Source organism: Phytohabitans sp. LZ39 (genome assembly GCF_059359075.1).
The window spans coordinates 600,932-625,474 of record NZ_JCADBM010000001.1; the positions used below are offsets into that span (position 1 = coordinate 600,932).

Sequence of the window (24,543 nt, forward strand, 5' to 3'; positions counted from 1 at the left end):
GGGTTTAGACGTAGCGCTCCAGGATCGAGGCTTCGGCAAGGCGGGAAAGGCCCTCGCGGACACCGCGCGCCCGCGCGTCGCCGACTCCGTCGACGGCCTGTAGGTCTTCGACTGTGGCGCCGAGCAGGCGCTGCAAGCTGCCGAAGTGGCCCACCAGGCGGTCGACGACGGTGCCGGGCAGGCGGGGCACCTTGGCCAGCAGCCGGAACCCCCGCGGGCTGACCGCCGCGTCGAGCGAGTCGGAGGCGCCCGGGTAGCCGATCGCCTTGGCGACCGCCACGAGGTCGATCATCTCGGTGGCCGTCAGCAGGTCGAGCTCGACAAGCGCCTCGTCGAGCGTGCGGGCCTTGCGCCCGGCCGGCAGGTAGTCGCGGATGACGAGCGTGCGGTCGGCGTCGACGCCGGCCATCAGCTCGTCGAGCTGGAGGGCCAGCAGCCGGCCGTCGGTGCCCAGCTCCACCACGTAACCGGCGATCTCGTCGGCGATCCGGCGGACCATCTCGAGGCGCTGCACCACGGCCACCGCGTCGCGCACGGTCACCAGATCTTCGATCTCCAGCGCGGAGAGCGTGCCGGACACCTCGTCGAGCCGCAGCTTGTAGCGCTCCAGCGTCTGGAGCGCCTGGTTGGCCCGGGAGAGGATCGCGGCCGAGTCGTCGAGGACGTGGCGCTGGCCGTTGACGTACAGCCCGATGATGCGCATCGACTGGCTTACCGAGATCACCGGGAAGCCGGTCTGCTTGGCGACCCGCTCAGCGGTGCGGTGACGCGTGCCCGACTCCTCGGACGGGATGGACGGATCGGGCATGAGGTGCACCGCGGCGCGCACGATGCGGGTGCCGTCGCTGGAGAGCACGACCGCACCGTCCATCTTGCACAGCTCGCGCAGGCGGGTGGCCGAGAACTCCACGTCTAGGGGGAAGCCGCCGGTGCACAGCGACTCGACCACCTTGTCGTAGCCGAGGACGATCAGCGCGCCGGTGCGGCCCCGCAGGATCCGCTCCAGCCCGTCGCGCAGGGCGGTGCCTGGCGCCATCAACGCCAGATTGGCGCGCAGGGGATCACCTCCCGGGGCTGGGCCGGCTGCCGGGCCGGGCGGGGCGGCCGCTCCAGCGCTGACAGTGCGCGCGGGCGAGCCGACCACGCCCGCGCGGCCGGCCAGGCTGGCGGCGGCGGTTCTATTCGCATCGCGGTCGATCGGCACGGGCACAGTCTACGGACCGTCATCCGACCTGTGCTGTTGCGGTTCGGCGGCAGATCCGTAGCGTGACGTCGAGAATCTGACGCGTGACGCTACTCGGCAGAGGCGCGTGCCGCCCACTGTAGCGCTGCCCGCACATTTGCCACCTCGACGACCCGCATGCCCTTGGTGCGCACGCCCGTCGCGTCAGGCCCGCAACCCGCCGGCACCAGCGCGAACGTAAAGCCGAGCCGAGCCGCTTCGGCCAGCCGCCGCGGGACCGCTCCCACGCGGCGGACCTCTCCGGTGAGCCCCACCTCGCCGATCGCCACGAGGTGCGGCGCGACCGCGAGGTCGAGACCCCCGGAGGCCACGGCGAGCGCGACGGCCAGGTCGGCGGCCGGCTCGACCACGCGGATGCCGCCGACCGTGGCCGCGAAGACCTCGCGGTCGTGCAGCTTGAGGCTGTCGGTGCGGCGCTGGAGGACGGCCAGCACCATGGCGAGGCGGGCACTGTCGAGCCCGGACACGGTGCGCCGGGGTGAGCCGGGCACCGCCGCGCCGATCAGCGCCTGCACCTCGGTGACCAGCGCGCGGCGCCCCTCCATCGCGACGGTCACGCAGGTGCCCGGCACCGCCTCGTTGGACCGGGTAAGGAAGAGGCCGGACGGGTCGGGCAGGCTGGAGATGCCGCTCTCGTGCATCTCGAAGCAGCCCACCTCGTCGGCGGTGCCGAACCGGTTTTTCACCCCGCGCACGAGCCGGAGCGACGAGTGCTTGTCGCCCTCGAAGTGCAGGACGACGTCGACGAGGTGCTCCAGCACCCGGGGGCCGGCGACCTGACCGTCCTTTGTGACGTGGCCGACCAGGATCGTGGCGATGCCCCGCTCCTTGGCGACCGCGACGAGCGCGGCGGTGACCGCACGCACCTGGGTGACCCCGCCCGGCACGCCCTCGGTGCCCGGCATGGAGATGGTCTGCACGGAGTCGAGCACCAGCAGGCCGGGCTGGACCGCGTCGAGGTGGCCGAGCACGGCGCTCAGGTCGCTCTCGGAGGCGAGGTAGAGCTGCTCGTGGAGCGTGCCCATCCGCTCCGCCCGCAGGCGCACCTGGCTCACCGACTCTTCGCCGCTGACCACGAGCGACGGGCTGCCCGCGCCGGCCGCCCACTGCTGGGCGACGTCGAGCAGCAGCGTCGACTTGCCGACGCCGGGCTCGCCGGCGAGCAGCACGACCGCGCCGGGCACGAGGCCACCGCCGAGCACCCGGTCGAGCTCGGTCACCCCCGTGGGGCGGGCCCGGGCCGGCGTGGCGCTGATCTCCGCGATCGGCCGGGCCGGCTCCGCCGGCATCCGCGAGCTGACCACGCGCCCGGCCGCCATCGGACCGGTCACGGTGGACTCGACGACCGAACCCCACTCACCGCACTCGGGGCAGCGACCGACCCACTTGGGTGGCTGGTGCCCGCAGGCGTCGCACTCATACGCCGGGCGCGGCTCACGCGCCGCGGGGCGGGCCTTGGCCGGGCCGCGCGGGATCGATCTCGACGTCGTCACGCGGGCACGCTAACCAGCGGGTACGACGAAAAGGCGCTCAGTGCTCGCCTTCGCCCGGCTCTGCCGAGCCCCGGGGCACCGGCGTGAGCGGCACGCCCAGCGGCACCTCCAAGGGCAGCGTGGCGCCGCCGACGTCGAAGGTCAGCTTGACGCTCTTGCCACCGGTCAGCTCGTCGTTGAGCCCGATCAGCTGGACGAACTGCGTGCCGTTCGGACTGAGCACCGCGAAGCTGCCGGCGGCGATCTCGATCGTCACGGGCCGCGCGGGCGCCTCGCTCGGCGTCGGCTCAGCGCTCGGCGTCGGCTCTGCGGTCGGTGTGCCGCTCGGTGTCGCCGTCGCGGTCGCCGTCGCGGTCGCCGTGGCGGTGGGTGTGGGCGACGTGGTGGGCGTCGGGGAGGCCGAGGGGGAAGCCGATGGCGACGGTGTGCCCTTCGAGCCCGCGACGAGGGAGACCGACTCGGCCGACTCGCTCGTCACGGTCACCGTTACCGGCTTGTCCGTGTCGTTGAAGATGTGCAGCTCAAGGGGGGCGTCCTCGCCCTTTTCGTAGCCCCCGGCGTGGTAGACGACCATCGCGTTGCGGACCGACACGGTGCCGCCGGGCACATCGACCTGGCCGTTGGCACCAGGCACCGCCGGCACCTGCTCGGCCGTCTCGGCGATCTGTCCTGCGCCGCACCCCGATGCCAGCAGGGCGGTCATCACGGCCGCGCCGGCAAGCAGCGTCATCGAGCGCCTCACGTCGGTCCTCCCTGTCGTGTCTGACCGGGGCCCAGCGTAGTTGCCCGTGATCGCCCGTTCGCGCCTGGCCCGCCACTTGTGTCGGACGAACGCCGGCTCAGACCACACGACCGCTGGTGACGAGCAGCAGGACGTCGATCAGGGCCACGACCAGCACAGCGCGGAAGACCGCCACCGGGCGGGCGCCGCGGGATGAGGCGAGGCGGCCCGCGTACCACCCCGCGGGTAGGACCACGACGGCGGCGGCGACGGCCGCTATGCCGTACCAGCTGGGGCGTCCGGGCGGGCCGAAGACGAGGGTGACCGTCGCCGCGAAGAGCAGCCCGGCGGCGGCCGCGCGTGACCAGACCGGCCCGATGCGGTGCGGCAGCCCGCGCACGCCGGTGCGTTCGTCGTCGTCGAGGTCGGGCAGCACGTTGGCGAAGTGCGCGCCGGCGCCGAGCAGGCCACCGGCGGTGACGATCCACAGCGGCGGCCGGGGCGCGTCCGGCAGAGCCAGGATGACGAACGCTGGCAGCGCCGCGAACGAGAACGCGTACGGCACCACCGAGGCCGGCGTGAACTTGAGCGGCCAGTTGTAGAGCAGCGCGCTGACCAGGGCCGCCGTAATCGTGACCGCGGCCGGCAGCCCGGACGCGAGCCCGAGCAGCGGGGTCGCGGCGGCGGCCAGCAGACCGGCGATGCCCACCGCGCGGCGGCTCACGGCACCGGCGGCGAGCGGCTTGTCGGTGCGCCCCACCGCCCTGTCCCGCTCGGCGTCGAGCCAGTCGTTGGTCCAGCCCACGGCGAGCTGGGTGGCGAGGACGGTGAGGCCGACCAGGGCGGCACCGGCGGCGCTGTGGCCGGCACCGATGGCGAGGAGGGTGGCGGCGACGGTCACGGCCGCACCCGGCTCCGGGTGGCTGGCGCGCAGGAGAGCCCACGGCTTACGCATACCGGGAAGTCTGGCCGTTACCGGGGAGTCGTGCCACGCTCGAACCCATGCGCATCCTGCCGCGCAATGATCCCCGGCAGTACGACGATCTTGCCGGGGAATGGTGGCGGCCCGAAGGCGCCTTCGCGATCCTGCACTGGCTGGCCGAGGCCCGCGCGCGGCTCGTGCCGCCGGCGTCGCGACCGGGCGCGATCCTCGCCGACGTGGGCTGCGGTGGCGGGCTCCTCACCCCGCACCTGCACGGAAAGGGTTACCGGCACATCGGGCTCGACCTCACCACGTCCGCGCTCGAGCACGCCGCGGACCACGGCCTCACGCCGGTCCGGGCCGACGCCGGCGCCCTCCCGCTCGCCGACGGCAGCGCCGACGTCGTGGTCGCGGGCGAGATCCTCGAACACGTCCCGGACCTACCCCGCGCCGTCGCCGAGGCGTGCCGCGTGCTGCGTCCCGGTGGCCTGCTCGTGCTCGACACCCTCAACTCCACCGCGCTGAGCCGGCTCGTCGCCGTGACGCTCGCCGAGCGCGTCCGCGGCGTACCACGCGGCCTGCACGACCCCGCACTCTTCGTCGATCCGCGGGTATTAGAGCGCGAGTGCGCTCGGCACGGGGTGGCGCTCGCCGTTCGCGGCGTACGCCCGAGCGTGCCAGGGCTGGTCGCCTGGCTGGCCGGGATTGGTGGTGGTCGCGGCCGGATCGTCCCGACCTGGTCGGCCGCGATTCTCTACCAGGGGCGGGGCATCAAGAAGGGCTAGCGCCCAGGAGAGGGGCAGGCAATGGCGGGTGACGCGATAGCGGCTGCGCGGCGGTTGGCGCCGAGGCTGGCGGCGCGGGCGGCGGAACACGATCGGGACGGCACGTTTCCGGTCGACGACTTCGCCGACCTACGAGCCGCGGGGCTGTTCGGGCTGATGGTGCCGGGCCGGCTGGGTGGTCGGGAGGCTGGCTTCGCGGAGTACGCGACCGTTGCCTACGAGCTGGCCCGGGGCAACGGGGCGACCGCCCTCGTATTCAACATGCACGCCTCCGTGACCGGTGCCCTGAGCGCGGTCAACGAAGACGTGGCCGAGTCGCTGGGCGTATCCGACGAGGCGCTGGCCGCGCGCGACCGGATGCTGGCCGGCGCGGCCGCCGGATCGTGGTACGGCGTGGCGATGAGCGAGCGCGGCGCCGGCTCCCGCCTCTCCAAGCTCGCCACGATCTACGAGCCGGTCGACGGCGGCTACCACATCAAGGGCGCGAAGACGTTCTGCTCCGGCGCGGGCCACGCCGACGCCTACCTGGTAGCCGCGCGCAGCGCCACCGACCAGTCGGTGGTGTCGCAGTTTCTGGTGCCGGCGACGGTGGACGGGCTGCGGGTGGAGCAGACCTGGGATTCGCTCGGCATGCGCGCGACCGCCTCGCACGACCTGCACATCGACGCCGTCGTGCCGGAAGACACCCTGCTCGGCGGCGTCGAAGGGCTGGCGCTCGTCGTCGCCCAGCTGATGCCGCACTGGCTGATCGCGAGCTACGCGGCCGTGTACGTCGGCGTCGCGCAGGCGGCCGTCGACGCCGCGGTCGCGCACGTGGTCAAGCGCGGCGTGTCCGAGCTGCCGTCGGTGCGGTCCCGGATCGGTCGCGCCGACGCGGCCGTGGCGGCCACCCGCCTGGTCGTGGCGGAGGCCGCCCGCCGGGTCGACGAGGAGCCCGGCGCCGAGGAGACCAACCGCTGGGTGTGGCGCGCGAAGCTGCTGGCCGGCACCACCGCGGCCGAGGTCGGTGCGTCGATGCTGGAGGCGGCCGGCACCTCGGCCACCCGCCGCGGCCATCCGCTCGAACGCCTCTACCGCGACGCCCGCTGCGGCTCGCTGCACCCGGCCACCTCCGACGTGTGCGCCGACTGGCTGGGTGTGGCGGCGATCGGCGGCGACCCGGACCGCGAGGGGACCAACCCGCGATGGTGAGCCCAGCCACGATCGCCGGCCTGGGGATCGCCGTACCCGCACAGGCCCACCAAGACGAGCTGTGGCGAGGCTTCTTCGCCAGCCACTACTCGGGGAGCACCCGCGCGCTCGCCGAGCGGATTTTCGCCAACGCCGGCGTACGCACCCGCCACGCGGTCGCCAACCCGCTGATCGAAGACGTGTCCGGCTGGCCGACCGAGCGCCGCATGCAGAGGTACCTGATCGAGGCTCTCCCGCTCGGCAAGGAAGCGGTCGACCGCGCGCTCGTCGACGCGGGTGTTTCCGCCGGCGACATCGGGCTCTTCGCGGTCTGCTCGTGCACCGGCTACGTCACGCCGGGGCTGGACATCCTGCTCGCCCGCGACATGGGCATGGCGAGCGACACGCAGCGGCTCTTCGTGGGGCACATGGGCTGCTACGCGGCGATGCCGACGATCGGGGCGGCGGCCGACTTCGTGACCGCCCGCGGCCGCCCGGCGCTGGTGCTCTGCAACGAACTGACGAGCCTGCACCTACAGCCCGCGTCCGCGCGGGTGGACACCCAGCAGATCGTCGCCCACGCGCTCTTCTCGGACGCCGCGGCCGCCGCCGTGCTCCTTCCCGGTGGCACCGGCGGGTACACGGTCCGCGAGGTCGCCTCGGTCACCGACACCTCGGCCGTGGACCACATGACCTGGGACGTCACCGACCTGGGCTTCCGGATGGGCCTCTCGCCCCGGGTGCCGCAGGTGCTGTCGATGCACGTACGCCGGTTCGTCGACGACCTGCTCGCCCGGCACGACCTCACGCTGTCCGATGTGGACGGCTGGGCGGTGCACCCGGGCGGGCCGCGCATCCTCAACGTGGTGGAACGCGAGCTCGCCCTCCCGGCCACGGCCCTCGGCGACTCGCGCGCCACCCTCTCCGAGTACGGCAACTGCTCCTCGCCCACCGTGCTGCTGATCCTGGAGGCGATGCGGCAGCGGACCGACCCGCCGAAATGGGTGGTCGCGCTGGCCTTCGGCCCCGGCCTGACGCTGTACGCGACGCTTCTGGAGCACACCTGACATCGGCGCCAGCCGCTACAGTCACCCCGTGAGCGAGCGAGTCGCCTTCAGCGCCGCGCGAGCGAGCAAACCCGGAGGTGCAGTGAGCGAGCGGACGGACGGGCGCCTGAGCTTGGCTGTGCTGGGCGCTGGCGCCGCCCTGGTGCTCGCCGCCGGGGTGGCCTGGTGGGTGGCGGCCGCTCCGGAGATCGGGGCTGAGCCGCCCCAGGCGATCCCGCCGGTCGTGGTGCCCGAGGAGATCGCGCCCGAGCAGGTGGAAAACGATCTGGAGAGCTTCCTGCCCGAGTTCGACAACACGGTGCGCCGCGAGGTCGGCCGCATCGAGCCCGAGACGGCGCAGTCGATGCAGGTCCCGTCGGAAAAGGACGGCGAGTACCGGCTCCAGTTCGTCTGCCTCGGGCCGGGTGAGCTCTCGGTGCTGATCCGGGGCACGGTCGAGGGTGACGTCCACCAACGGGTCGACTGCGAGGGCAATCTCAGCGCGTTCGCCTTCGTGTCGGCGGGCGACCATGTGGTGATCTCGGTGCGCCGGCCCGGTCCGGAGCCGGCCGACGTCGGCTTCCAGGTCATCGACGTCGACTAGGCCCTGGTGGCTCAGCCGAGCTTGGCGAGGTCTCCGCGAAACTGGTCGATGGTCGACGCCGCCGGCACCGTGGAGACGATCTCGCCGGTGCGGGCGACCAGCAGCACGGTGGCCACCTGGCCGGTGCCCTGCGTGCCGAGCTGGAGGCTCCCGCGAAGCTCGCCGGTCGGATCGGCGAGCGTGCGGATGCTCGTGGCACCCGTCCCCGGCGCGCGGGGCGTGCTGGCGCGCGGCGGCGGCGCGGACGTCTTCGCGACGGTGACCACGGTGACTCCCGGCTTCGCCGCCGCGGCGGTGTCGGCGATCAGCCGCGCGCAGTCGCAACCGTCAGTGAGCATCACGGCGGCCGGCAGAAGGCCGCGCAGCGAGACCGGGGATCCGTCGACGTCGATGAGGTCGAGCGCCGGCATCGTGCGGGTCGGCGCTGGGGCGCTGCCGGACTGGCGGATGGCGGGCGGCGGCACCTGCTGCCGGCCCGGCCAGGTGACCGCGAAGAGGCTGGTAAGGGTCGCGAGCACCGCGACCGCCATGATCAGCAAAGGGATGCGCAGAGAGGACCGGCTGGGCCCGCCGCGGACCGGCCAGCCGAGCCGCCGTCGCCAGGTGTCTCGGCGGGCCTGGCGGCGCAGGTCTTTGCGCACCGCCGCGGACTCTTCGGCCAGCGCGCTCAGGTCGTCGGGAATGACCACGGTGCCCCACTCCGGGGGCAGGTCGGGCACGCCTTCGGGGCGTCCGCCGCCATCGGACGGGGTGCCACCATTGCCGTCGCCCACGATTCCCATATCCCCCCAGCGGCACGCCGCGAAGTCGATCGGGGTCAACCTCTAGGGTCTCGCACCGAGGGGTGGGACCGCTAGGGGGCACCGGTCCTTACCGTGCGTCCGGAAGCGCCGGCCGGCGTCGCGCATTGCTGATTTGAGAGTTACTCTGCGTGGCGGATGGTCGATGGAATCCTCTTGTCAAGCTGGAGAAAGGCCTCTCACAGGGCCCCTGAGCTGCGCTAACGGTCAGGACCGGGACGGGACATCGGTGCCTGAGCGTGTTACCCTAGACACAGCGAAAGGGGTTTCGAACCTATGGTTTTCAGTGTCGGCGAGACCGTTGTTTACCCCCACCACGGGGCCGCACTCATCGAGGCAATCGAGACTCGGGTCGTCAAGGGCGAGGAAAAGCAGTATCTCGTCCTCAGGGTCGCTCAGGGTGACCTGACGGTGCGGGTGCCCGCCGAGAATGCCGAGATCGTTGGCGTGCGCGAGGTGGTTGGCGAGGAAGGCCTCGGGAAGGTCTTCGACGTCCTCCGCGCTCCACACACCGAGGAGCCGACCAACTGGTCGCGGCGTTACAAGGCGAATCTGGAGAAGCTGGCCTCTGGCAACCCGCTCAAGGTGGCCGAGGTTGTCCGTGACCTGTGGCGGCGGGAGCGGGAGCGGGGCCTGTCGGCTGGCGAGAAGCGCATGCTGGCCAAGGCTCGCGACATTCTCGTCGGCGAGGTCGCCCTTGCGGAAAAGAGCACCAAGGACGAGGCGGAGATCCTCCTCGACAAGGTGCTCACCGAGGCCTGATCCTCCGGCTGACCCGTTACAACCTTCTCCACGGGGACCGCGACGTGACCGCGCAGCTCAATCCGCGCGGTGACGTCGCGGTCCTCGTTCCTGCTGCCGGCGCCGGCGTGCGGTTGGGCGCCGGTGGGCCCAAGGCTCTCCGCCAGCTCGGCGGCGAGCCGATGCTCGTGCACGCCATCCGTCGAGTGGCCGCCGCACCGTCCGTGCGCGCGATCGTGGTGGCCGCGCCACCGCCCGACGTCGAGGCGGTGCGCGCCCTGCTCGCACCGGTGGCTCCTGTGATCGTCGTGGCGGGTGGGGCGGAGCGGCAGGAGTCGGTGGCCGCCGCCCTCGCCGCGGTGCCCGAAGGGCCCGACATCATCCTCGTGCACGACGCCGCCCGGGCGCTCGCGCCGCCGTCGCTCGTCGAGTCGGTGGCGGCCGCCGTGCGGGCCGGCAACCCCGCCGTCATTCCGGTGCTGCCGGTGGTCGACACGGTCAAGGAGGTCGGCGCCGACGGTGTGGTCCTCGGCACGGTCGACCGGTCCGCGCTGCGCGCCGTGCAGACCCCGCAGGGCTTCCGCCGGTCGGTGCTCGCCGCCGCGCACGCCAGCGCCGCCGCGTCCCTCACCGACGACGCCGGCCTGGTGGAAAAGCAGGGGGTGCCGGTGACCTGCGTCCCCGGCCACGAGCACGCCCTGAAGATCACCAGACCGTTCGACCTGGCCGTCGCCGAGCTGCTCCTGGAGCTCCTAGAGTGATCATTCCTCGGGTGGGCATCGGCACCGACGTACACGCGTTCGCCGCCGGGCGGCCGTGCTGGGTGGCCGGCCTGGAGTGGCCCGGCGTCGACGGCCTGGCCGGGCACTCGGACGGCGATGTGGCCGCGCACGCCGCCTGTGACGCGCTTCTCTCCGCCGCCGGTCTCGGCGACCTCGGCGGCAACTACGGCACCGACCGCCCTGAGTGGGCCGGCGCCTCCGGTGTCGCGCTGCTCACCGAGACCGCCAGACGGGTACGCGCCGCCGGCTTCGAGATCGGCAACGTCTCGATCCAGGTCGTCGGAGTGCGGCCGAAGATCGGTCCGCGCCGGGCCGAGGCCGAGGCGGCGCTCTCGGCGGCCGTGGCGGCCACCGTGACGGTCTCCGGCACCACCACCGACGGGCTCGGCCTCACCGGTCGGGGTGAAGGCTTGGCCGGTCTCGCGGTGGCCGTGGTCTACCCACGCTGACGTAGGCTCGGCCTCGTGCCCAGCGATGCGCCGTCGGACCGGGACGCCACCCCGGACAGCTACGTGCAGCGTGCCGCGCTCCTGGCCGATCTGGGCCGCTACGACGAGGCCGCCGGCGAGCTGGCCGACGCGCTCGCGCTAGATCCGCACCACGCCGCGGCGTACGCGACGCTGGCCAACGTCCACCTCGCCGCCGACCAGCCCGCCGAGGCACTCCAGGCCGCCGACGCGGCGCTGGCCGGCGCTCCCGGTGACCTGCCGGCGCTGGTGAGCCGGGCGATGGCGCTGACCGACCTGCGCCGGTTCGCGGAGGCCGCCGCCGTCGCCGAAGAGATCCTGCGGCTCGGTCCGGCCGACGCGTACGCGCAGCGCAGCGCAGCCGCGGTCCTCGCCGACTCGCGTAACGGCCAGATCGCCATCGACGCGGCCTGGCGGGCGGCGCAGCTCGCACCCCGCGACCCGCTCGCCCACCTCGTGCTCGCGCTCGTGGCCGGCCGCCTGGGGCGCTTCGAGCTGGCCGAGCGGGCCTACCACGAGGCGTTGCAGCTCGATCCCACGCTCACCGAGGCGGCCGGCGAGCCGGGCATCGTGCGGCTCGACCGCCGGCGCTACGCCCGCGCGCTGGAGAAGGTCTCCGAGACCGCGGTGTTCCAGCCGATGCCGACCTTCCAGCCGGCGCCCGAGCCAGCCGTCAAGCGTCCCGTGGAGCGGATCCGGCCGCTGGTGGTCTTCGGTGCCGCACACAGCCTGGTGACGGCGATCCTGGTGGCGTTCGTGGCGGCGGCCGGCGGTGCCGGCTCCCGGCTGCTGGCGGGCGTGCTCGGCGGCATCGGCCTACTCGCGCTCGGTGTGCTCGTCGGCCGGCTTCCGCGCGGCGACAGGTTCGGCGGCCGCGCCGGCCGGCTGGCGACGCTCGCCGTGGCGGCCGGCCCGTGCCTGATCCTGCTCTACGCGTTCATCGGCACACCCTGGCCGCTCGTGCTCGCGATCCTCTCCGCGGTCGCCGGACTCACCCTCCTGACCCGCATGGGCTGAAGACCCACAAGACAGATTCGAGCTACCGCGACGTCCGCCGTGGTCCAGACCGTCGCTCCCGCGGCCTCACCCGTCCGCCGCTGGTCCCGCAGTCCGGTCTTGCACCGCGGGCGTGGCAGCGGAGGCCGGGGATCTCGGCTCGCCCCGCGAGCCGCCGGCCTGCGCGGTCTCCGGCGGGAGCGGCGGTCCGCAGCTGACGCGGCCCGGGCCATCTGCTTGGGGTGTCCTACCCCGTGGTGCGGCCGGCCCAGGTCCAGGCGTAACCGGTGTCCTCGCAGGACAGTGCCGGCGCGCAGAGGTCGAGTGGCCGGAACGTGTCGACCATGACCGCCAGCTCGTCGAAGTAGTCGACCCCGATCGCCCGGTCGGGCGCGCCCGGCTGCGGCCCATGCGTGAAGCCGGCCGGGTGCAGCGAGATCGAGCCCTGTTCGATGCCGGAGCCGCGCCGCGCCTCGTAGTTGCCGCCGGTGTAGAAGAGCATCTCGTCCGAGTCGACGTTGTGGTGGTTGTACGGCACGGGGATCGCGAGCGGGTGGTAGTCGACCTTGCGGGGCACGAACGAGCAGATCACGAAGTTTGGCCCCTGGAACGTCTGGTGCACCGGTGGCGGCTGGTGCACCCGCCCGGTGATCGGCTCGAAGTCGTGGATCGAGAACGCCCACGGGTACAGGTGGCCGTCCCAGCCGACGACGTCGAACGGGTGGTGTGCGTACACGTAGCGGGTCCAGCCGCGCCGGTGCTGGACGTACACCTCCACGTCGGTGCCTTCGACCAGCAGCGGTGTGTCGGGGCCGCGCACGTCCCGCTCGCAGTACGGCGAGTGCTCCAGGAACTGGCCGCGCACCGAGAGGTAGCGCTTCGGCGGTCCGATGTGTCCGGTGGCCTCGATGGAGAGCAGGCGAACGAGGTCGCTGGTGGGCACGATGCGGTGGATCACCGAGGTCGGGATCAGCACGTAGTCGCCGCTGGCCACGTCGAGCGACCCGAACGTCGACTCGATCCGGGCGGTGCCCGACTCCACGTACACGCACTCGTCGCCGATCGCGTTGCGGTAGAGCGGGGAGGGGCGGTCGGCCACGACGTACGAGATGCGCACGTCGTCGTTGGCCAGCAGCGGCTGCCGCCCGAGCACCGGGTCGGCGCCGCCCGAGTCGAGCTTGTGGGTGCGCAGGTGGCGGGGCTTGAGGGGCCGGTTGGCCGTACGGGTCCAGGCCGGCGGGTCGTGCTCCTCCGCCGCCACGATCGCCGTGGGCAGATGGCGGTGGTAGAGGAGGGACGAGTCGGAGGAAAAGCCCTCCTGACCCATCAGCTCCTCGGCGTACAGGCTGCCGTCGGGCTGCCGGAACTGCGTGTGTCGCTTGCGCGGGATGTCCCCCACACTCCGGTAGTAGGGCATGTCCTACCCTCCGTTATGTCCTGTTCACCGGCCGATAGCGTCCGATTATCGGACGGTGTTGTCCGCTCCTTGTAGCGTCCATTAGGTTCTCTGTTCGTGTCAACCGGACTGATTCCGGCGCTCTTCACTCGCCTCGTGGATGACGCCGCCGTGTTCCCACCGGGGAGCGCGCCGCTGCCTGAGGCGATCATCGGGCATCGTGAGCACCGCGCGGCGTGGTACGCCGAACTCGTCGGCGGTCTCCTGCTGCCCTCGTCGTCGCTGGCCGACGCGGCCCGCCTCCTGGAGCCCGGCGAGCGGGTCGAGGTCGGCCTCATCGGCGATGCCGGCGTCGACGCCCTGCCCGCCGCCATCGAGGCCGCCGACGCGCGGCTGGCCATCGGGCAGGTCGAGGTCGCGGTCGCCAAGCGTGGCGAGGATCCGGAGCCCGGCCTGCGCCGGCTGCTCGCGGTGCTCGCCGATCGGCCGTCCCTGACCGGGTACGCGGAGATCCCGCTCACCTGGGGCCTGCTGGCCGCCCTGGACACGGCCGCCCAGGCGCGGGCGAGCGGCGTGGCGGTGGCCGCCAAATTTCGCACCGGTGGGCTGGCCGCGGAGCTCTTCCCCACTCCGGTCGAGCTGGCCGCCGTGGTCTGCGCCTGCCGCGACCGGGAGCTGCCGTTCAAGCTCACGGCCGGGCTGCACCACGCGATCCGGCACACCGACCCGGAGACCGGGTTCGTGCACCACGGGTTTCTCAACGTGCTGGTCGCCACCGCCGCGGCCGTCGACGGCGCCGAGGTGGCCGACGTGGCCGAGCTGCTCGCCGCGACCGATCCGGTGCCGTTGATCGAGCCAGCCCGCTCGCTGCGCGACCGGCCGCGTCCACTCTGGATCGGCTTCGGCTCGTGCAGCGTCGTGGAGCCGCTCACCGACCTGATCCGCCTCGGCCTGGTCAACGGTGGCTACCAATAGACATCGACGTTGTCGGGTAATTGGCTGGGATACAGGGGGTGACGGGCGTACCGTAAACCGTCGGGGGAGGCGCTATGTCCACGGTGGCGGTTACGCGGTTGATCGATGCTCCGGCGACGCGCGTGTGGCGGGTTTTCACCGACCTGCCGGCGCGGGCCGCCTGGCTCTCCACTGTGGACGCGATCGAGGTGATGACACCCGGGCCCTTCGCGCCCGGCACCGTGTGGCGGGAGACCCGCACCATGCCGGGTGACGTGCAGGTGACCGAGGAGTTCACGGTGCTGCGGTGCGACCCGCCGACCCGCTTCGTGGTCGCCTCGCCCGGGATCGGCGCCGACTACCGGATGACGTACACGCTTACACCCGTCGAGGTCGGCCGCCACCGCGGCGGCACCGCGGTGACGGTGGTGCAGGAGGGCGCGCCCTCCGCGCCGGGCGGCCGCCTGCTCGTCCTGGTCTTCGGTGGCCTCGCCGCGCGCACCGTCGAGGGCGCGCTGCGGCAGGATCTCACCGACCTGGCCACCGCCGCCGTTCGGCCCGCGGCTGCCTAGGTTAGGTAACCTGCCCGGCGTGGGCATCCGACCATCGACCTGGATCCGCGTGGGCGCGGTCGCCGTCGCGGCCACCGGTGTCATTGCCGTCGGCGGCGTGGTCGCCTACCGCGTGCTGGCACCCGCGGAGACCGTCACGGTCGCCACGACCGCCTATCCCGCGGCGCCGGCCGCGCAGCCCGGCGTGATCGGCTCGCTGCCCGCCGCACCCCTCATCGTCGACGGCCGGCTGCGCATCTACGCCGCCACCCGACAGGTGCGCGCCGACGGGCCCGTCGACGCGCGCACGCAGCGCACCCCGTACTGGTCCTACCGCCGGTGGCCACAGGAGCTTCTGGGGGTCGTAGCGGCCGGCACGACGGTTGTCGGGCGCTGGTCCGACGGCGATGTCGTCGCACTCGACGCCCGCACCGGAAAGGTCACCTGGCGGACCGCCGGCAAGCCGCCGGAAAAGTCCGGATACAAGGGCGGGAGCACCGGGGCCGAGACCGTCTACGAGCCCGAAGGGCTGTACACCGCCGGCGGCCGCGTGCTCGTGCGCGACGCCGCCGAGCTGCGCGCCCTCGACATCGCGACCGGTCGGGAGCTGTGGCGCACGCCGATGGCCGACTGCCGCGAGGGCGGGTTCACGACGGCAGGTGGGCGGTTCGTCACCACCGACACGTGTGGGACAGCTCCGGCGGTCGAGTTCTACGACGTGGCGACCGGCCGCATGCAGGGTCGGTGGGAGCCGCCGTCGGCCGGTGCCGCGCTGGAGGTGGAGCCGCTCGGCTGCGCGCCGGCCCAGTCCGCCTGCACCGCCCTGCGCACGCTCGACGCCGCCGGATCGCGCGGCTGGCTCCTGGGCGAGCCGGACGCGGCCGGCAAGACACCGGTCACGGCCGCCCCCGCCCTCGACCCACCGGGTGCCATGCTGGCCGGCGAGGTCGGCGTGACGTACGTCGGCGGCGACATGGTGGCACGCGCTCTTCGCGGCGGTGCGGAAGTGTGGCGGTGGCGTGGAGACGGCTCCGCAGAACTGCTCGGCGCGCAGTCCGGATCCGTGCATGTGCTAACTGAAAATTGCGACCTCGTCACTCTCGATCCGGCGACCGGAAGAGAGAAGTCACGCTTCCTGCTCGCGTACGGACGGGAAGGCGTCGACTGGCAACCGGGGTTGGTTCGAGCCGGTGACGGCTTCGTCGCGGTAGAGCGGCTGGTCAAGGCTGACAACGCTGATGCCGATGAGGCGGATGAGTATTTTGGTGCGTTGCCGGTAATCCTCGCCCGCACCTAGAAAGCCTTTACCGACAGCAAGCAAACGGGGGCACCCGGTAAGGTGCCCCCGAAAAGCAAACTACGGCCCCCTAGGGAATCGGAGAGGCCGCGCGGTTGTGCAGTTCAGTCGTCAGCTGTGAAGATCAAACTCCCCGTTCTTGGTGCCAGCGACGAAGCTGTCCCACTCGGCCGGCGTGAAGAGCAGCACCGGTCCGCTCCGGTCTTTCGTGTCGCGCACCGCGACCCCGCGGTCGAGGATCGCGACCTCAACGCAGTTGCCGTTCCCGCTACTGCGCGTGCTCTTGAACCACGCGGCACGGGTCAGGTCCAGGGCGGCCATTCCGCACCCCTTGTCCCTAGATTGATTACGGACGGTTGCGAGAAGCCTTGCGAATCCAGGCAGTCGATTCGTCGGGACCGAGCGCCATTTTGCGCAGCCTCTCGTGCACGAGTGTATACCCGCGCACGTGATCCTGCTCTTCCAAGGCTTGTCCGTTTGTCAAATTCTCGAGATAGACGACCGGCTCGTCGGCTGCGTCGGGAAAGCTTATGATCACGTAGGGTGTTGTCATTGCCGGATGGCCACCAACGGAAAAAGGCAGTACCTGAATAGTTACGTTAGGTAGCTCCGATAGGTCTGCCAGATGGTCGAGTTGCCGGCTCATGACCTCGGGGCCGCCCACTGAGCGCAAGAGAACCGCTTCGTTGAGTACTGCTGACAACTCGACGGGATTTTCCCGGTGCAGTACCTCTTGCCGGCGGATGCGGGCCGCGACCTTGCGGTCGAGGTCCTCCTCGCCGGCGGTGAGCCGGTAAACGGCACGCGCGTAATCCTCGGTCTGCATGAGGCCTGGCACCGTTTCGGCCTCATAAGTCCAAACTGCGGCGGCTTCCGCCTCAAGGCCGACATAAAACTCGAACCAGACGGGAAGTACATCGCTGTAGTTTTGCCACCACCCACGCTGCTGGGCGCCGCGGGCGATGTCGATCAGCGCCTCGGCGTCTGTGCCGGTCACCTGATACAAAGCCAGAGCCGCGCGCACATCGCGGGGCTTTATCCCGATCTGTGCGTTTTCAATCCGGGAGAGGTTGCTTTTGGACATATCGAGCTGGCGCGCCGCCTGCTCGAGGTTCATGCCGGCCCGCTCGCGCAGGTGACGGAGTTCGCGGGCGATGCGACGGCGGCGAACTGTAGGGCTTCCAGACACGACCGCGAGTTTCGCACCTCTATCCACGGCGCGCCACCAAGGTCGTCCGCGAATCAAAACGGGAGTTGCGTTGCATGTGTGTTAGGTGCATTCTGGTGTGGCTACCGGGTGAATTGGCATATGTCAACTGCCTTACGCCCGGTGCACGAGTCGCTGCGTTCTGTTCTCAATAATTAAGCCCAAATCGGGGGAGAACGCCGTTGAGGCACCTGTCGATCGTGCGAGCCGACCACGGCGACGTCGACGCCATCATCGACTTGATCACCGATTCGTTCCAGCACCTGGCCGTCTCGGTCTGGCTCGTGCCCCGGCGGCCGGAGCGGTGGGCGGTGCTGCACGGCCAGGTCCGCATCCACATCGAGCACGCGATGCGCTACGGCTACGTGCACGTGACGGCCGACCGGCTCGGTGTCGCGGTGTGGCTGCCGCACGACCGGCGCCTCCCCGCACCGGCCGACTACGAGGAGCGGCTCCTGAAGGCGTGCGGCCAGTGGACCGACAGGTTTCGCACCCTCGACCAGCTCTTCGCCGCACATCACCCCCGCCGGCCGCACCACCACCTGACCTACCTGGCGGTGCACCCCGACCGCCGGGGCGAGGGCATAGGCTCGATGCTCCTGCGCCACCACCACGCCCGCCTGGACGCGGCCGGCATCGGCGCCTACCTGGAGGCGAGCAGCTCGCCCAGCCGCGACCTGTACGCCCGGCACGGCTACCGCACGGGCGAGATGTTCGCCGTGCCGGACGGCGCCCCGGTCTGGCCGATGTGGCGCGAGCCCTACCTCCCCGTCGACCGGAGCTAGCGGAGCAAAATCGAGATTTGAGCTACCGCGACGTCTGCGGTGGTCTAGACCCAATTCCCCACCGTCCGTGACGCGGCGTCAGCAGGCTCGGGTAAGAACTTCGAGATGCTAGGAGAGTTGGGGTTGATATGGCGCCCTAACTCTCCTGGATCTCGAATCTTGGGCAGCGTGCACGATGGCGGCGGTTACTCAGGGCGACGAAGGCCCTGTTCCAATCTCTCGCCGGCTGTTCGGCGGCAGGCATCGTAGGCAAACACCCCTGCACCGCGGGCCGCGCATCCGCCGAGGTAAGAGGGGCGACTGCGACCAAACGCGAGGGTGAGCCAGACCATGGTCGACTTGCGGCGAGTGGCATTGGGTCCGCGCGGCCTCGCACGCTCCAGGGGGAGCTCGCCGGGCCCGCAAGGGGCCGGCCAGGTCGGTGGGGTGGGCGTGACCAGCGGCGGATGGGTGAGGCCGCGGGAGCAGCGGTCCGGACCACGACGGACATCGCGGTAGCTCAATCTCTGTGGCCGAAGTTACCCGGCGCCGGACGCTCTCTAGAGGGCTGCCTCCGCCGCGGCTAGGAAGGCGTCGTTTTCGGCCGGGGTGCCGACGGTGACCCGCACGCCGTCGCCGGGGAACGGGCGCACGATCACGCCGCGCGACTCGCAGGCCGCCCCGAACGCGGCGGACCGGTCGCCGAGCGGGAGCCAGATGAAGTTGGCTTGGCTGTCGGGCACGTCGACGCCGAGCTTGCGCACCGCCTCGCCGAGCCGGTCGCGTTCGGCGATCACGAGCGTGCAGCGGCGCTGTACCTCCTCGTGCTGCTCCAGCGCCGCGAGCGCCGCGGCCTGGGCGACCGCGCTGGTGGAGAAGGGGGTCACCACCTTGCGTACGGCGGCGGCCACCTCGGGCTGCGCGACCAGGAAGCCCACCCGCAGGCCGGCGAGGCCCCACGCCTTGGACAGGGTGCGGAGCACCGCCACGTTGGGCCGGTCACCGTAGACCCGCAGGCCGTCCGGCACGTCCGGGTCGGTGACGAACTCGCGGTAGGCCTCGTCGAGCACCACCAGCACGTCGTCCGGCACCGCGTCGAGGAAGCGGTCGAGGTCGGCGCGGCGGACGGAGGTGCCGGTGGGGTTGTTGGGGTTGCAGACCAGGATCATCCGGGTGCGGTCGGTCACCGCGGCCGCCATCGCCGCCAGGTCGTGGCCGTGGCCGGCGGTGTTGGGGACGCGCACGCTCGCCGCACCGGTCGTGGCGGCGATGATCGGGTACGCCTCGAACGAGCGCCACGAGTAGAGGATCTCGTCACCGGGGAGGCAGGTGGCGCGGGCCAGGTGCTCGCAGAGGGCGACCGAGCCGCAGCCGGTGGCGATGCGCTCCGGTGCCACGTCGTAGCGCTCGGCGAGCGCCGCCCGCAGCGCCACCACGCCCATGTCCGGGTAGCGGTGCACGCCACCGGCCGCCTCCGTGATCGCCTCGACCACGCCGGGCAGCGGGCCGTACGGCACCTCGTTGCTGGCCAGCTTGATCGCCTCGGGCAGGCCCAGCTCGCGGGCGAGGTCGGCCGGGCTGCGGCCGGGCACGTAGCTGGGCAACGCCTCGAGGTCGGCGCGGGTCAACTTGGTCATTGGGTACCTCCAGGTGCGTCCGCGGTCGCGGTCTGTGGCACCTCGACGACGACGGTCTGCGCGGACTTGTCGTGCAGCGCCTGGTGCAGCGGCCGGTCAAAGAACGGGAAGATGCAGTCGACGATCTGAAGGACGAAGCCGATGCAGAAGCACGACCACAGGAACGTGGGCAAACCCATGAGGTTCCACCGGCGCAGCGAACGGCCGAAGCCCATCCGCTCGGTGCTCTCCACCCGCATCACCTTGATCCGCATGATGCGCTTGCCGAGCGTCTGACCGGTATTGGCCGTGCCGGGCACCTCGTACGCGAACCAGAGCGCGACGCCGATGATGAAGATGGCGACCTGGAGGGCGTCTGCCTGCCCGCCCGGCTGGGGCAGGTTTTGCAGGAGCGGCTCGCGGGCCTCGACCCGGCGGTTCCACTCGCGGAACACCGGCTCGTACTCCTGGATCCAGCGGTAGATGAACCACCCGTTGACCAGCACGTTGAGCAGCAGCACCATGCCGATGTCGATCAGCCGGGCGACCACCCGCGGGCCGAGCGAGGCGATCCGCAGGCCGTGCGGGCGGGGCGGTGGGGCGGGCGGCCGATACGCGTGCGGTGGGTAGGGGTAGCCAGGTGGCGGCCGCATGCCGGGCGGTGGCGGCGTCATCGGCGGCCACGGCTGAGGGCCGGGGGCGCCCGGCGGAAACGCCCCATTGTGCGGGGGAGCGGGAGCCGCGGGCGGCCCGGCCGGGGCCGGTGGCGGTGCCGGTGTCGTCGGCGCCGCGGGCGGGGGTGGGGGCGGCGGCGGGGCCACCGGGGGCGGGCCCGGCGGCGGCGTAGCGTCCGCGGGCAGCGAATCGCCTATCCAGCCTTCGCCATCCCAGTAACGCTGGGTGTTCGGTTCAGCCGGGTCTTTGTACCAGCCAGGTGCGACGCTCACTCTGCCTCCGGGTTCGCCCGCTCACGCGGCGCTGAAGGCGACGTCTTCCTTCGCCACCCCGAAACCCCGACTTCGTCGGCGGGGCGGCTCCGTCCAGACGCCGCCGCGCCAGTTCGCTCGCTCACGTTGGAACCTTAACGACCACGGTGGCGGCGAACTTGTCGTGGAGGCACTGCTGGTATGGCTTGTCCCACAGCTGCCACAGTCCGTCGACGTAGATGAAGCCCGGAAGGAAGCTGGCGGCGACGTAGCCGGCCAGCCAGCGCTTGGCCGTCATCCCGCGGGTCAGCTTCGCGTCCGAGGCGAGCGGCACGACCTTGATCTTCAGCGCGCGCTTGCCGAGCGTCTGCCCGCCGCGGAAGAGCATCTCCACGTAGTAGCCGTACGACACGAGCAGGAGCACGAGGACGAGGCCGGCCTCGATCAGCAGCAGCGGGACGAAGAACTCCATGAAGCTCGGGTCGACCGGGGTGCCGTCGGGCTGCACCTCGAACAAGTCTGGCGCGACGGTGAGGAAGAGGATCAGAACGGCGGGGACCGCGAGCACGAGCGCGATGCCGAAGAACACGGCGTAGTCGATCAGGTACGCCAAGAAGCGGTCGCCGAACGTCGCGAGCGGCTGCCCGGCGGGGCTCAGCGCGGGCGCCGGCGGTGGCGGCCGCAGCGGCGGCGTGGCCCAGGGCGGCGGTGGCAGCTGCCAGCCTGCCTGCTGTGGCGCGGACGGAGGGGTGGACGGTTGCGTCACGCGGACAGTGTTACAGGTTTCCGCGAGGCGCCAGCGCCCCAGATCGCTTACGGGAAGATCACCTCAAATCGGATCGACACGGACGGATCGCGCTCTCGGGCTTAGATCCCGCGTGTCGTTACCGTGGCGGCGTGGCGAAAGGGACGGCCAGCGGCAGGACAGGGTGGATCGTCGCCGCCCTGATTGTGCTGGTCATCCTGGTTAGCACTAATACCTGGAACCCTTTTCCGGGCATTTGGGAGTGGGTCAGCGCCAGCCAACCCCTCTCCACGCCGAGCGTCGCCTGGCAGCAGCGGCTCGGCAGTGGGCCAAATAGCGTGACGTTCGCCGGCAACGCGGTCGTGGTCGAACACCGCACGTCGGTCGAGGCGCGCGGCATCAGCTCGGGTGCTCAACTGTGGGAGCGGGACAAAGACTGGGCGGCGGTCGCCGGCGAGGGCCTCGACTCGGTCGTCGTCGTGGGCGAGCTGCTGACCAAGGGGTACGAGGTGCTCGACCCCCTCACCGGAGCGGTGCGGCGGACCGACAAGCGGGCGGTGGCGGTGTGGACGTACCGCAACGCGCTGCTCGACGTGCACTGCGACGACGCGAAGGAGTGCCAGCTGTCGGCCTGGGAGCCGCGCGGCAGCAGTCCGATGTGGACGGTAGACCTGCCGGGCGTCGGGTTCGTGCTCTTCGCCGACAACCCGGACCTGCTCGACGCCAAGCCACTCAACACCCGCCGGGTCGACGGCGGCGCCGGCGGCCCGGTGCTGATGCCGTCGCTGCTGGGCTTTCCCATCGACGGCAACGTGCGCGTCGTCGACACCGCGGCCGGCCGGGTCGTGCAGGACTTCGAGCCGGACCGCCACGACCGGCACGTGGTGGTGGGCGGCCGGGTGATCCGGGTGCAGGCCCGGTCGGCGGACGGCACCTGCTACTTCACGGTCGTCGCCACCGACCCGGCGCTTCAGCGCGAGGTGTGGCGGCACGAGGCGGTCAACCTGCGTACCGCCGAAGGGGCCGGATGCGCGCAGCGGGAGGACCCCGCCGGCGGGCAGAACGTCATCGTCGGCGTGACCGCGGACGGGCGGGAGGCCGTGCTCGACGCGTACGACGGACGGGTGCTCTGGCTCGGCGGCCACGGAGACAAGCTGCTCGCGGTCGACGACCAGTACGCGCTCGTGCGCCCGTCCGGCGGCAAGGCCGTCACCTCGTACGAGCTCGGGGTGAAGCGGGCGCGCTGGAGCTTCGCGACGGCCGACCCGAAGGCGGGCGCCGCGATCACCCGGTTCGCGGCGATCGTCGCGCCCGAGGACCCGGACCGCATCGTGGCGCTCTCACCCGCCAACGGACGCACGCTGGCCGACGTGCGGTCGTCGGCGAAGGTCCTGGCCGTCGGGCCGACCGGCATGATCATCGGGGCGCAGCGCGAGATCGGCTTCATTCCGTTCAACGGGGTCGCCCCACCGGGCTCGTCGGGCGGCGACCCGACCCCTGCCGATACCTCGCTTTGCGACGGCCCCAAGGAACCCCTCTGCGGGCAGGGCAAGTGAGAGAGCGGGACCGATCGACGGTGGCGCAGTGACCGGGTGGGACGGACCGCGGGCGCTGGCCTAGGCTTGCCGCTCATGAGCAGCGCCGCCGCCTTCTCCTTCGCTCCCTTGCTACCCACCGGTGCCGACCAGACCGAGTACCGCCTGGTCAGCGACGAGGGAGTCGATGTCGTCAACGGCCCCGGCGGCCGGCGCTTTCTGACCGTCGAGCCGGCGGTGCTGACGCAGCTCACCGCCGAGGCGATGCACGACATCGCGCACTTTCTGCGCCCGGCCCACCTCACGCAGCTCCGCTCGATCATCGATGACCCGGCCGCCTCGCCCAACGACCGCTTCGTCGCGCTCGACCTGCTCCGCAACGCCAACATCGCGGCCGGTGGCGTGCTGCCGATGTGCCAGGACACCGGCACCGCGATCGTGATGGGCAAGCGCGGCCGGCACGTGCTGACCGACGGCACCGACGAGGAGGCGATCGCCCGCGGGGTGTACGAGGCCTACACCCGGCTCAACCTGCGCTACTCGCAGCTGGCGCCGCTGACGATGTGGGAGGAGCGCAACACCGGCTCCAACCTGCCGGCGCAGATCGAGCTCTACGCCGAGGACCCGGGCGGGCAGCCCGACGCGTACAAGTTCCTCTTCATGGCCAAGGGCGGCGGCTCGGCCAACAAGTCGTACGTCTACCAGGAGACCAAGGCGCTGCTCAATCCCGACCGGATGATGCGCTTTCTGGACGAGAAGCTGCGGCTGATCGGCACCTCCGCCTGCCCGCCGTACCACCTGGCGGTCGTGATCGGTGGCACGTCGGCGGAGTACGCGCTGAAGACCGCGAAGCTGGCCTCGGCCAAGTACCTCGACGGCATGCCGACCGAGGGCTCGATGCTGGCGCACGGCTTTCGCGACCTCGACCTGGAGGCGGAGATCCTGGAGCTGACCCGCCAGTTCGGGATCGGTGCCCAGTTTGGCGGGCGGTACTTCTGCCACGACGTGCGCGTCATCCGGCTGCCCCGCCACGGCGCCTCCTGCCCGGTGGCGATCGCGGTGTCCTGCTCGGCCGACCGCCAGGCGCTGGCCAAGGTCACCCCGTCGGGCGTGTGGCTGGAGCGGCTGGAGACCGACCCGGCCCGCTTTCTGCCGGACGTGACGGACGCCCACCTGGAGACCGAGGAGGTCGTGCGGATCGACCTCAACCGGCCGATGGACGAGATCCGGGCTGAGCTCGCCAAGTACCCGGTGAAGACCCGCCTGTCGCTGAGCGGCCCGCTCGTGGTGGCGCGCGACATCGCCCACGCGAAGATCGCCGAGCGGCTCGACGCCGGCGAGCCGATGCCGGCGTACCTGCGCGACCACGCGGTCTACTACGCCGGGCCGGCGAAGACGCCCGAGGGGTACGCGTCCGGCTCGTTCGGCCCCACTACCGCGGGGCGGATGGACGCCTACGTCGCGAAGTTTCAGGCGGCGGGCGGCTCGCACGTGATGCTCGCCAAGGGCAACCGCTCGCGCGGGGTGACCGAGTCCTGTCACCAGCACGGCGGCTTTTACCTCGGCTCGATCGGCGGGCCGGCCGCGCGCCTCGCCCAGGACTGCATCAAGCACGTCGAGGTGCTCGAGTACCCCGAGCTGGGCATGGAAGCCGTCTGGAAGATCGAGGTCGAAGACTTTCCGGCGTTCATCGTCGTCGACGACAAGGGCAACGACTTCTTCGCCGAGGTGACAAAACCCGTGCTGACCGTCGGCCGGCGCTGAGATCCTCGGCGCCCGCCC

Annotated in this window: 25 protein-coding genes; 14 read left to right on the forward strand and 11 right to left on the reverse strand. The window is 71.7% G+C overall.

All coding sequences use genetic code 11. The features are described 5' to 3' along the window. Nucleotides 1-4: 4 nt before the first annotated feature. The 4 genes from disA to AC5L36_RS02805 all read right to left on the reverse strand — a co-directional run bounded on the left by disA (nt 5) and on the right by AC5L36_RS02805 (nt 4,412). Nucleotides 5-1,204 carry a DNA integrity scanning diadenylate cyclase DisA gene (gene disA / locus AC5L36_RS02790; protein ID WP_441220075.1) on the reverse strand — a complete coding sequence of 400 codons (1,200 nt, stop codon included), beginning with the start codon at nt 1,202-1,204 and terminating at the stop codon, nt 5-7. Nucleotides 1,205-1,293: 89 nt separating this feature from the next. Then, nucleotides 1,294-2,736: a DNA repair protein RadA gene (radA, locus tag AC5L36_RS02795; RefSeq protein WP_441220076.1), complete on the reverse strand. Its 1,443-nt coding sequence runs from the start codon at nt 2,734-2,736 to the stop codon at nt 1,294-1,296. A gap of 37 nt (nt 2,737-2,773) precedes the next feature. Then, entirely contained in the window at nt 2,774-3,478 is a 705-nt protein-coding gene (locus tag AC5L36_RS02800) for a hypothetical protein (protein WP_441220077.1), read from the reverse strand. A gap of 97 nt (nt 3,479-3,575) precedes the next feature. After that, on the reverse strand, nt 3,576-4,412 hold the full coding sequence (locus AC5L36_RS02805) for a UbiA family prenyltransferase (RefSeq protein WP_441220078.1): 837 nt from the start codon (nt 4,410-4,412) through the stop codon (nt 3,576-3,578). 47 nt (nt 4,413-4,459) lie between these two features. Here AC5L36_RS02805 and AC5L36_RS02810 point away from each other — a divergent pair, with 47 nt between their 5' ends. From AC5L36_RS02810 to AC5L36_RS02825, 4 genes are all read left to right on the forward strand, one after another. Then, nucleotides 4,460-5,164 (forward strand): methyltransferase domain-containing protein, encoded by a 705-nt coding sequence (locus AC5L36_RS02810; RefSeq protein WP_441220079.1) that lies wholly within the window; start codon nt 4,460-4,462, stop codon nt 5,162-5,164. 21 nt (nt 5,165-5,185) lie between these two features. After that, on the forward strand, nt 5,186-6,355 hold the full coding sequence (locus tag AC5L36_RS02815) for an acyl-CoA dehydrogenase family protein (protein WP_441220080.1): 1,170 nt from the start codon (nt 5,186-5,188) through the stop codon (nt 6,353-6,355). Further along, entirely contained in the window at nt 6,349-7,401 is a 1,053-nt protein-coding gene (locus tag AC5L36_RS02820; protein ID WP_441220081.1) for a type III polyketide synthase, read from the forward strand. The genes AC5L36_RS02815 and AC5L36_RS02820 overlap by 7 nt, the downstream gene beginning before the upstream one ends. Nucleotides 7,402-7,483: 82 nt before the next feature. Beyond that, entirely contained in the window at nt 7,484-7,984 is a 501-nt protein-coding gene (locus tag AC5L36_RS02825; RefSeq protein WP_441220082.1) for a DUF6023 family protein, read from the forward strand. An 11-nt stretch (nt 7,985-7,995) separates the two neighbouring features. On the opposite strand, the gene AC5L36_RS02830 is transcribed toward AC5L36_RS02825, so the two are convergent. Next, a complete protein-coding gene (locus AC5L36_RS02830; protein WP_441220083.1) occupies nt 7,996-8,757 on the reverse strand; it encodes a hypothetical protein in 762 nt (253 codons plus the stop codon). A gap of 303 nt (nt 8,758-9,060) precedes the next feature. On the opposite strand from AC5L36_RS02830, the gene AC5L36_RS02835 reads away from it, so the two are divergent. From AC5L36_RS02835 to AC5L36_RS02850, 4 genes are read left to right on the forward strand one after another with little or no spacing between them, the layout of a single operon-like run. Then, a complete protein-coding gene (locus tag AC5L36_RS02835; protein WP_091551228.1) occupies nt 9,061-9,546 on the forward strand; it encodes a CarD family transcriptional regulator in 486 nt (161 codons plus the stop codon). Between the two features lie 44 nt (nt 9,547-9,590). Continuing rightward, complete coding sequence (ispD, locus tag AC5L36_RS02840) at nt 9,591-10,286, forward strand: 2-C-methyl-D-erythritol 4-phosphate cytidylyltransferase (RefSeq protein ID WP_441220084.1); 696 nt, start codon at nt 9,591-9,593, stop codon at nt 10,284-10,286. Beyond that, nucleotides 10,283-10,756 (forward strand): 2-C-methyl-D-erythritol 2,4-cyclodiphosphate synthase, encoded by a 474-nt coding sequence (gene ispF, locus AC5L36_RS02845; protein ID WP_441220085.1) that lies wholly within the window; start codon nt 10,283-10,285, stop codon nt 10,754-10,756. Before ispD ends, ispF begins: the two co-directional genes overlap by 4 nt. A gap of 15 nt (nt 10,757-10,771) precedes the next feature. Next, nucleotides 10,772-11,791 carry a tetratricopeptide repeat protein gene (locus AC5L36_RS02850; RefSeq protein WP_441220086.1) on the forward strand — a complete coding sequence of 340 codons (1,020 nt, stop codon included), beginning with the start codon at nt 10,772-10,774 and terminating at the stop codon, nt 11,789-11,791. 226 nt (nt 11,792-12,017) lie between these two features. Here AC5L36_RS02850 and AC5L36_RS02855 read toward each other — a convergent pair whose 3' ends face one another. Further along, nucleotides 12,018-13,187, reverse strand: coding sequence for a homogentisate 1,2-dioxygenase (locus AC5L36_RS02855; protein ID WP_441220087.1), 1,170 nt, complete (start codon nt 13,185-13,187; stop codon nt 12,018-12,020). A 96-nt stretch (nt 13,188-13,283) separates the two neighbouring features. Here AC5L36_RS02855 and AC5L36_RS02860 point away from each other — a divergent pair, with 96 nt between their 5' ends. The 3 genes from AC5L36_RS02860 to AC5L36_RS02870 all read left to right on the forward strand — a co-directional run bounded on the left by AC5L36_RS02860 (nt 13,284) and on the right by AC5L36_RS02870 (nt 15,968). Continuing rightward, the gene (locus tag AC5L36_RS02860; protein ID WP_441220088.1) at nt 13,284-14,141 is read left to right on the forward strand and encodes a hypothetical protein; all 858 of its coding nucleotides are present in this window, start codon (nt 13,284-13,286) and stop codon (nt 14,139-14,141) included. 74 nt (nt 14,142-14,215) lie between these two features. Continuing rightward, nucleotides 14,216-14,692 carry an SRPBCC family protein gene (locus AC5L36_RS02865; RefSeq protein WP_441220089.1) on the forward strand — a complete coding sequence of 159 codons (477 nt, stop codon included), beginning with the start codon at nt 14,216-14,218 and terminating at the stop codon, nt 14,690-14,692. A 19-nt stretch (nt 14,693-14,711) separates the two neighbouring features. Next, nucleotides 14,712-15,968, forward strand: coding sequence for an outer membrane protein assembly factor BamB family protein (locus AC5L36_RS02870; RefSeq protein WP_441220090.1), 1,257 nt, complete (start codon nt 14,712-14,714; stop codon nt 15,966-15,968). A 111-nt stretch (nt 15,969-16,079) separates the two neighbouring features. Here AC5L36_RS02870 and AC5L36_RS02875 read toward each other — a convergent pair whose 3' ends face one another. Both AC5L36_RS02875 and AC5L36_RS02880 read right to left on the reverse strand, forming a co-directional pair. Further along, the gene (locus tag AC5L36_RS02875; protein WP_441220091.1) at nt 16,080-16,289 is read right to left on the reverse strand and encodes a DUF397 domain-containing protein; all 210 of its coding nucleotides are present in this window, start codon (nt 16,287-16,289) and stop codon (nt 16,080-16,082) included. 25 nt (nt 16,290-16,314) lie between these two features. Then, nucleotides 16,315-17,157 (reverse strand): helix-turn-helix domain-containing protein, encoded by an 843-nt coding sequence (locus tag AC5L36_RS02880; RefSeq protein WP_441220092.1) that lies wholly within the window; start codon nt 17,155-17,157, stop codon nt 16,315-16,317. Nucleotides 17,158-17,357: 200 nt separating this feature from the next. On the opposite strand from AC5L36_RS02880, the gene AC5L36_RS02885 reads away from it, so the two are divergent. Further along, on the forward strand, nt 17,358-17,960 hold the full coding sequence (locus AC5L36_RS02885) for a GNAT family N-acetyltransferase (protein WP_441220093.1): 603 nt from the start codon (nt 17,358-17,360) through the stop codon (nt 17,958-17,960). 539 nt (nt 17,961-18,499) lie between these two features. Here the strand turns inward: AC5L36_RS02885 and hisC are convergent. The 3 genes from hisC to AC5L36_RS02900 form a co-directional block, all read right to left on the reverse strand. Next, on the reverse strand, nt 18,500-19,576 hold the full coding sequence (gene hisC, locus AC5L36_RS02890) for a histidinol-phosphate transaminase (protein ID WP_441220094.1): 1,077 nt from the start codon (nt 19,574-19,576) through the stop codon (nt 18,500-18,502). Continuing rightward, the gene (locus tag AC5L36_RS02895) at nt 19,573-20,502 is read right to left on the reverse strand and encodes an RDD family protein (protein ID WP_441220095.1); all 930 of its coding nucleotides are present in this window, start codon (nt 20,500-20,502) and stop codon (nt 19,573-19,575) included. Before AC5L36_RS02895 ends, hisC begins: the two co-directional genes overlap by 4 nt. 121 nt (nt 20,503-20,623) lie before the next feature. Continuing rightward, a complete protein-coding gene (locus AC5L36_RS02900; RefSeq protein WP_441220096.1) occupies nt 20,624-21,247 on the reverse strand; it encodes an RDD family protein in 624 nt (207 codons plus the stop codon). A gap of 131 nt (nt 21,248-21,378) precedes the next feature. On the opposite strand from AC5L36_RS02900, the gene AC5L36_RS02905 reads away from it, so the two are divergent. Next, nucleotides 21,379-22,782 carry a PQQ-binding-like beta-propeller repeat protein gene (locus tag AC5L36_RS02905; RefSeq protein ID WP_441220097.1) on the forward strand — a complete coding sequence of 468 codons (1,404 nt, stop codon included), beginning with the start codon at nt 21,379-21,381 and terminating at the stop codon, nt 22,780-22,782. 75 nt (nt 22,783-22,857) lie between these two features. Beyond that, nucleotides 22,858-24,525, forward strand: a complete 1,668-nt coding sequence (locus AC5L36_RS02910) for a fumarate hydratase (protein WP_441220098.1) — start codon at nt 22,858-22,860, stop codon at nt 24,523-24,525. The last annotated feature ends 18 nt before the right edge of the window (nt 24,526-24,543 follow it).

What these genes read in the sequence shown, in the direction of transcription:
- AC5L36_RS02875 (WP_441220091.1), bottom strand. Translation starts at nt 16,289, where the DNA reads ATGGCCGCCCTGGACCTGACCCGTGCCGCGTGGTTCAAGAGCACGCGC.
- AC5L36_RS02855 (WP_441220087.1), bottom strand. Translation starts at nt 13,187, where the DNA reads ATGCCCTACTACCGGAGTGTGGGGGACATCCCGCGCAAGCGACACACG.
- AC5L36_RS02835 (WP_091551228.1), top strand. Translation starts at nt 9,061, where the DNA reads ATGGTTTTCAGTGTCGGCGAGACCGTTGTTTACCCCCACCACGGGGCC.
- AC5L36_RS02865 (WP_441220089.1), top strand. Translation starts at nt 14,216, where the DNA reads ATGTCCACGGTGGCGGTTACGCGGTTGATCGATGCTCCGGCGACGCGC.
- AC5L36_RS02910 (WP_441220098.1), top strand. Translation starts at nt 22,858, where the DNA reads ATGAGCAGCGCCGCCGCCTTCTCCTTCGCTCCCTTGCTACCCACCGGT.
- AC5L36_RS02815 (WP_441220080.1), top strand. Translation starts at nt 5,186, where the DNA reads ATGGCGGGTGACGCGATAGCGGCTGCGCGGCGGTTGGCGCCGAGGCTG.
- AC5L36_RS02805 (WP_441220078.1), bottom strand. Translation starts at nt 4,412, where the DNA reads ATGCGTAAGCCGTGGGCTCTCCTGCGCGCCAGCCACCCGGAGCCGGGT.
- hisC (WP_441220094.1), bottom strand. Translation starts at nt 19,576, where the DNA reads ATGACCAAGTTGACCCGCGCCGACCTCGAGGCGTTGCCCAGCTACGTG.
- AC5L36_RS02810 (WP_441220079.1), top strand. Translation starts at nt 4,460, where the DNA reads ATGCGCATCCTGCCGCGCAATGATCCCCGGCAGTACGACGATCTTGCC.
- AC5L36_RS02820 (WP_441220081.1), top strand. Translation starts at nt 6,349, where the DNA reads ATGGTGAGCCCAGCCACGATCGCCGGCCTGGGGATCGCCGTACCCGCA.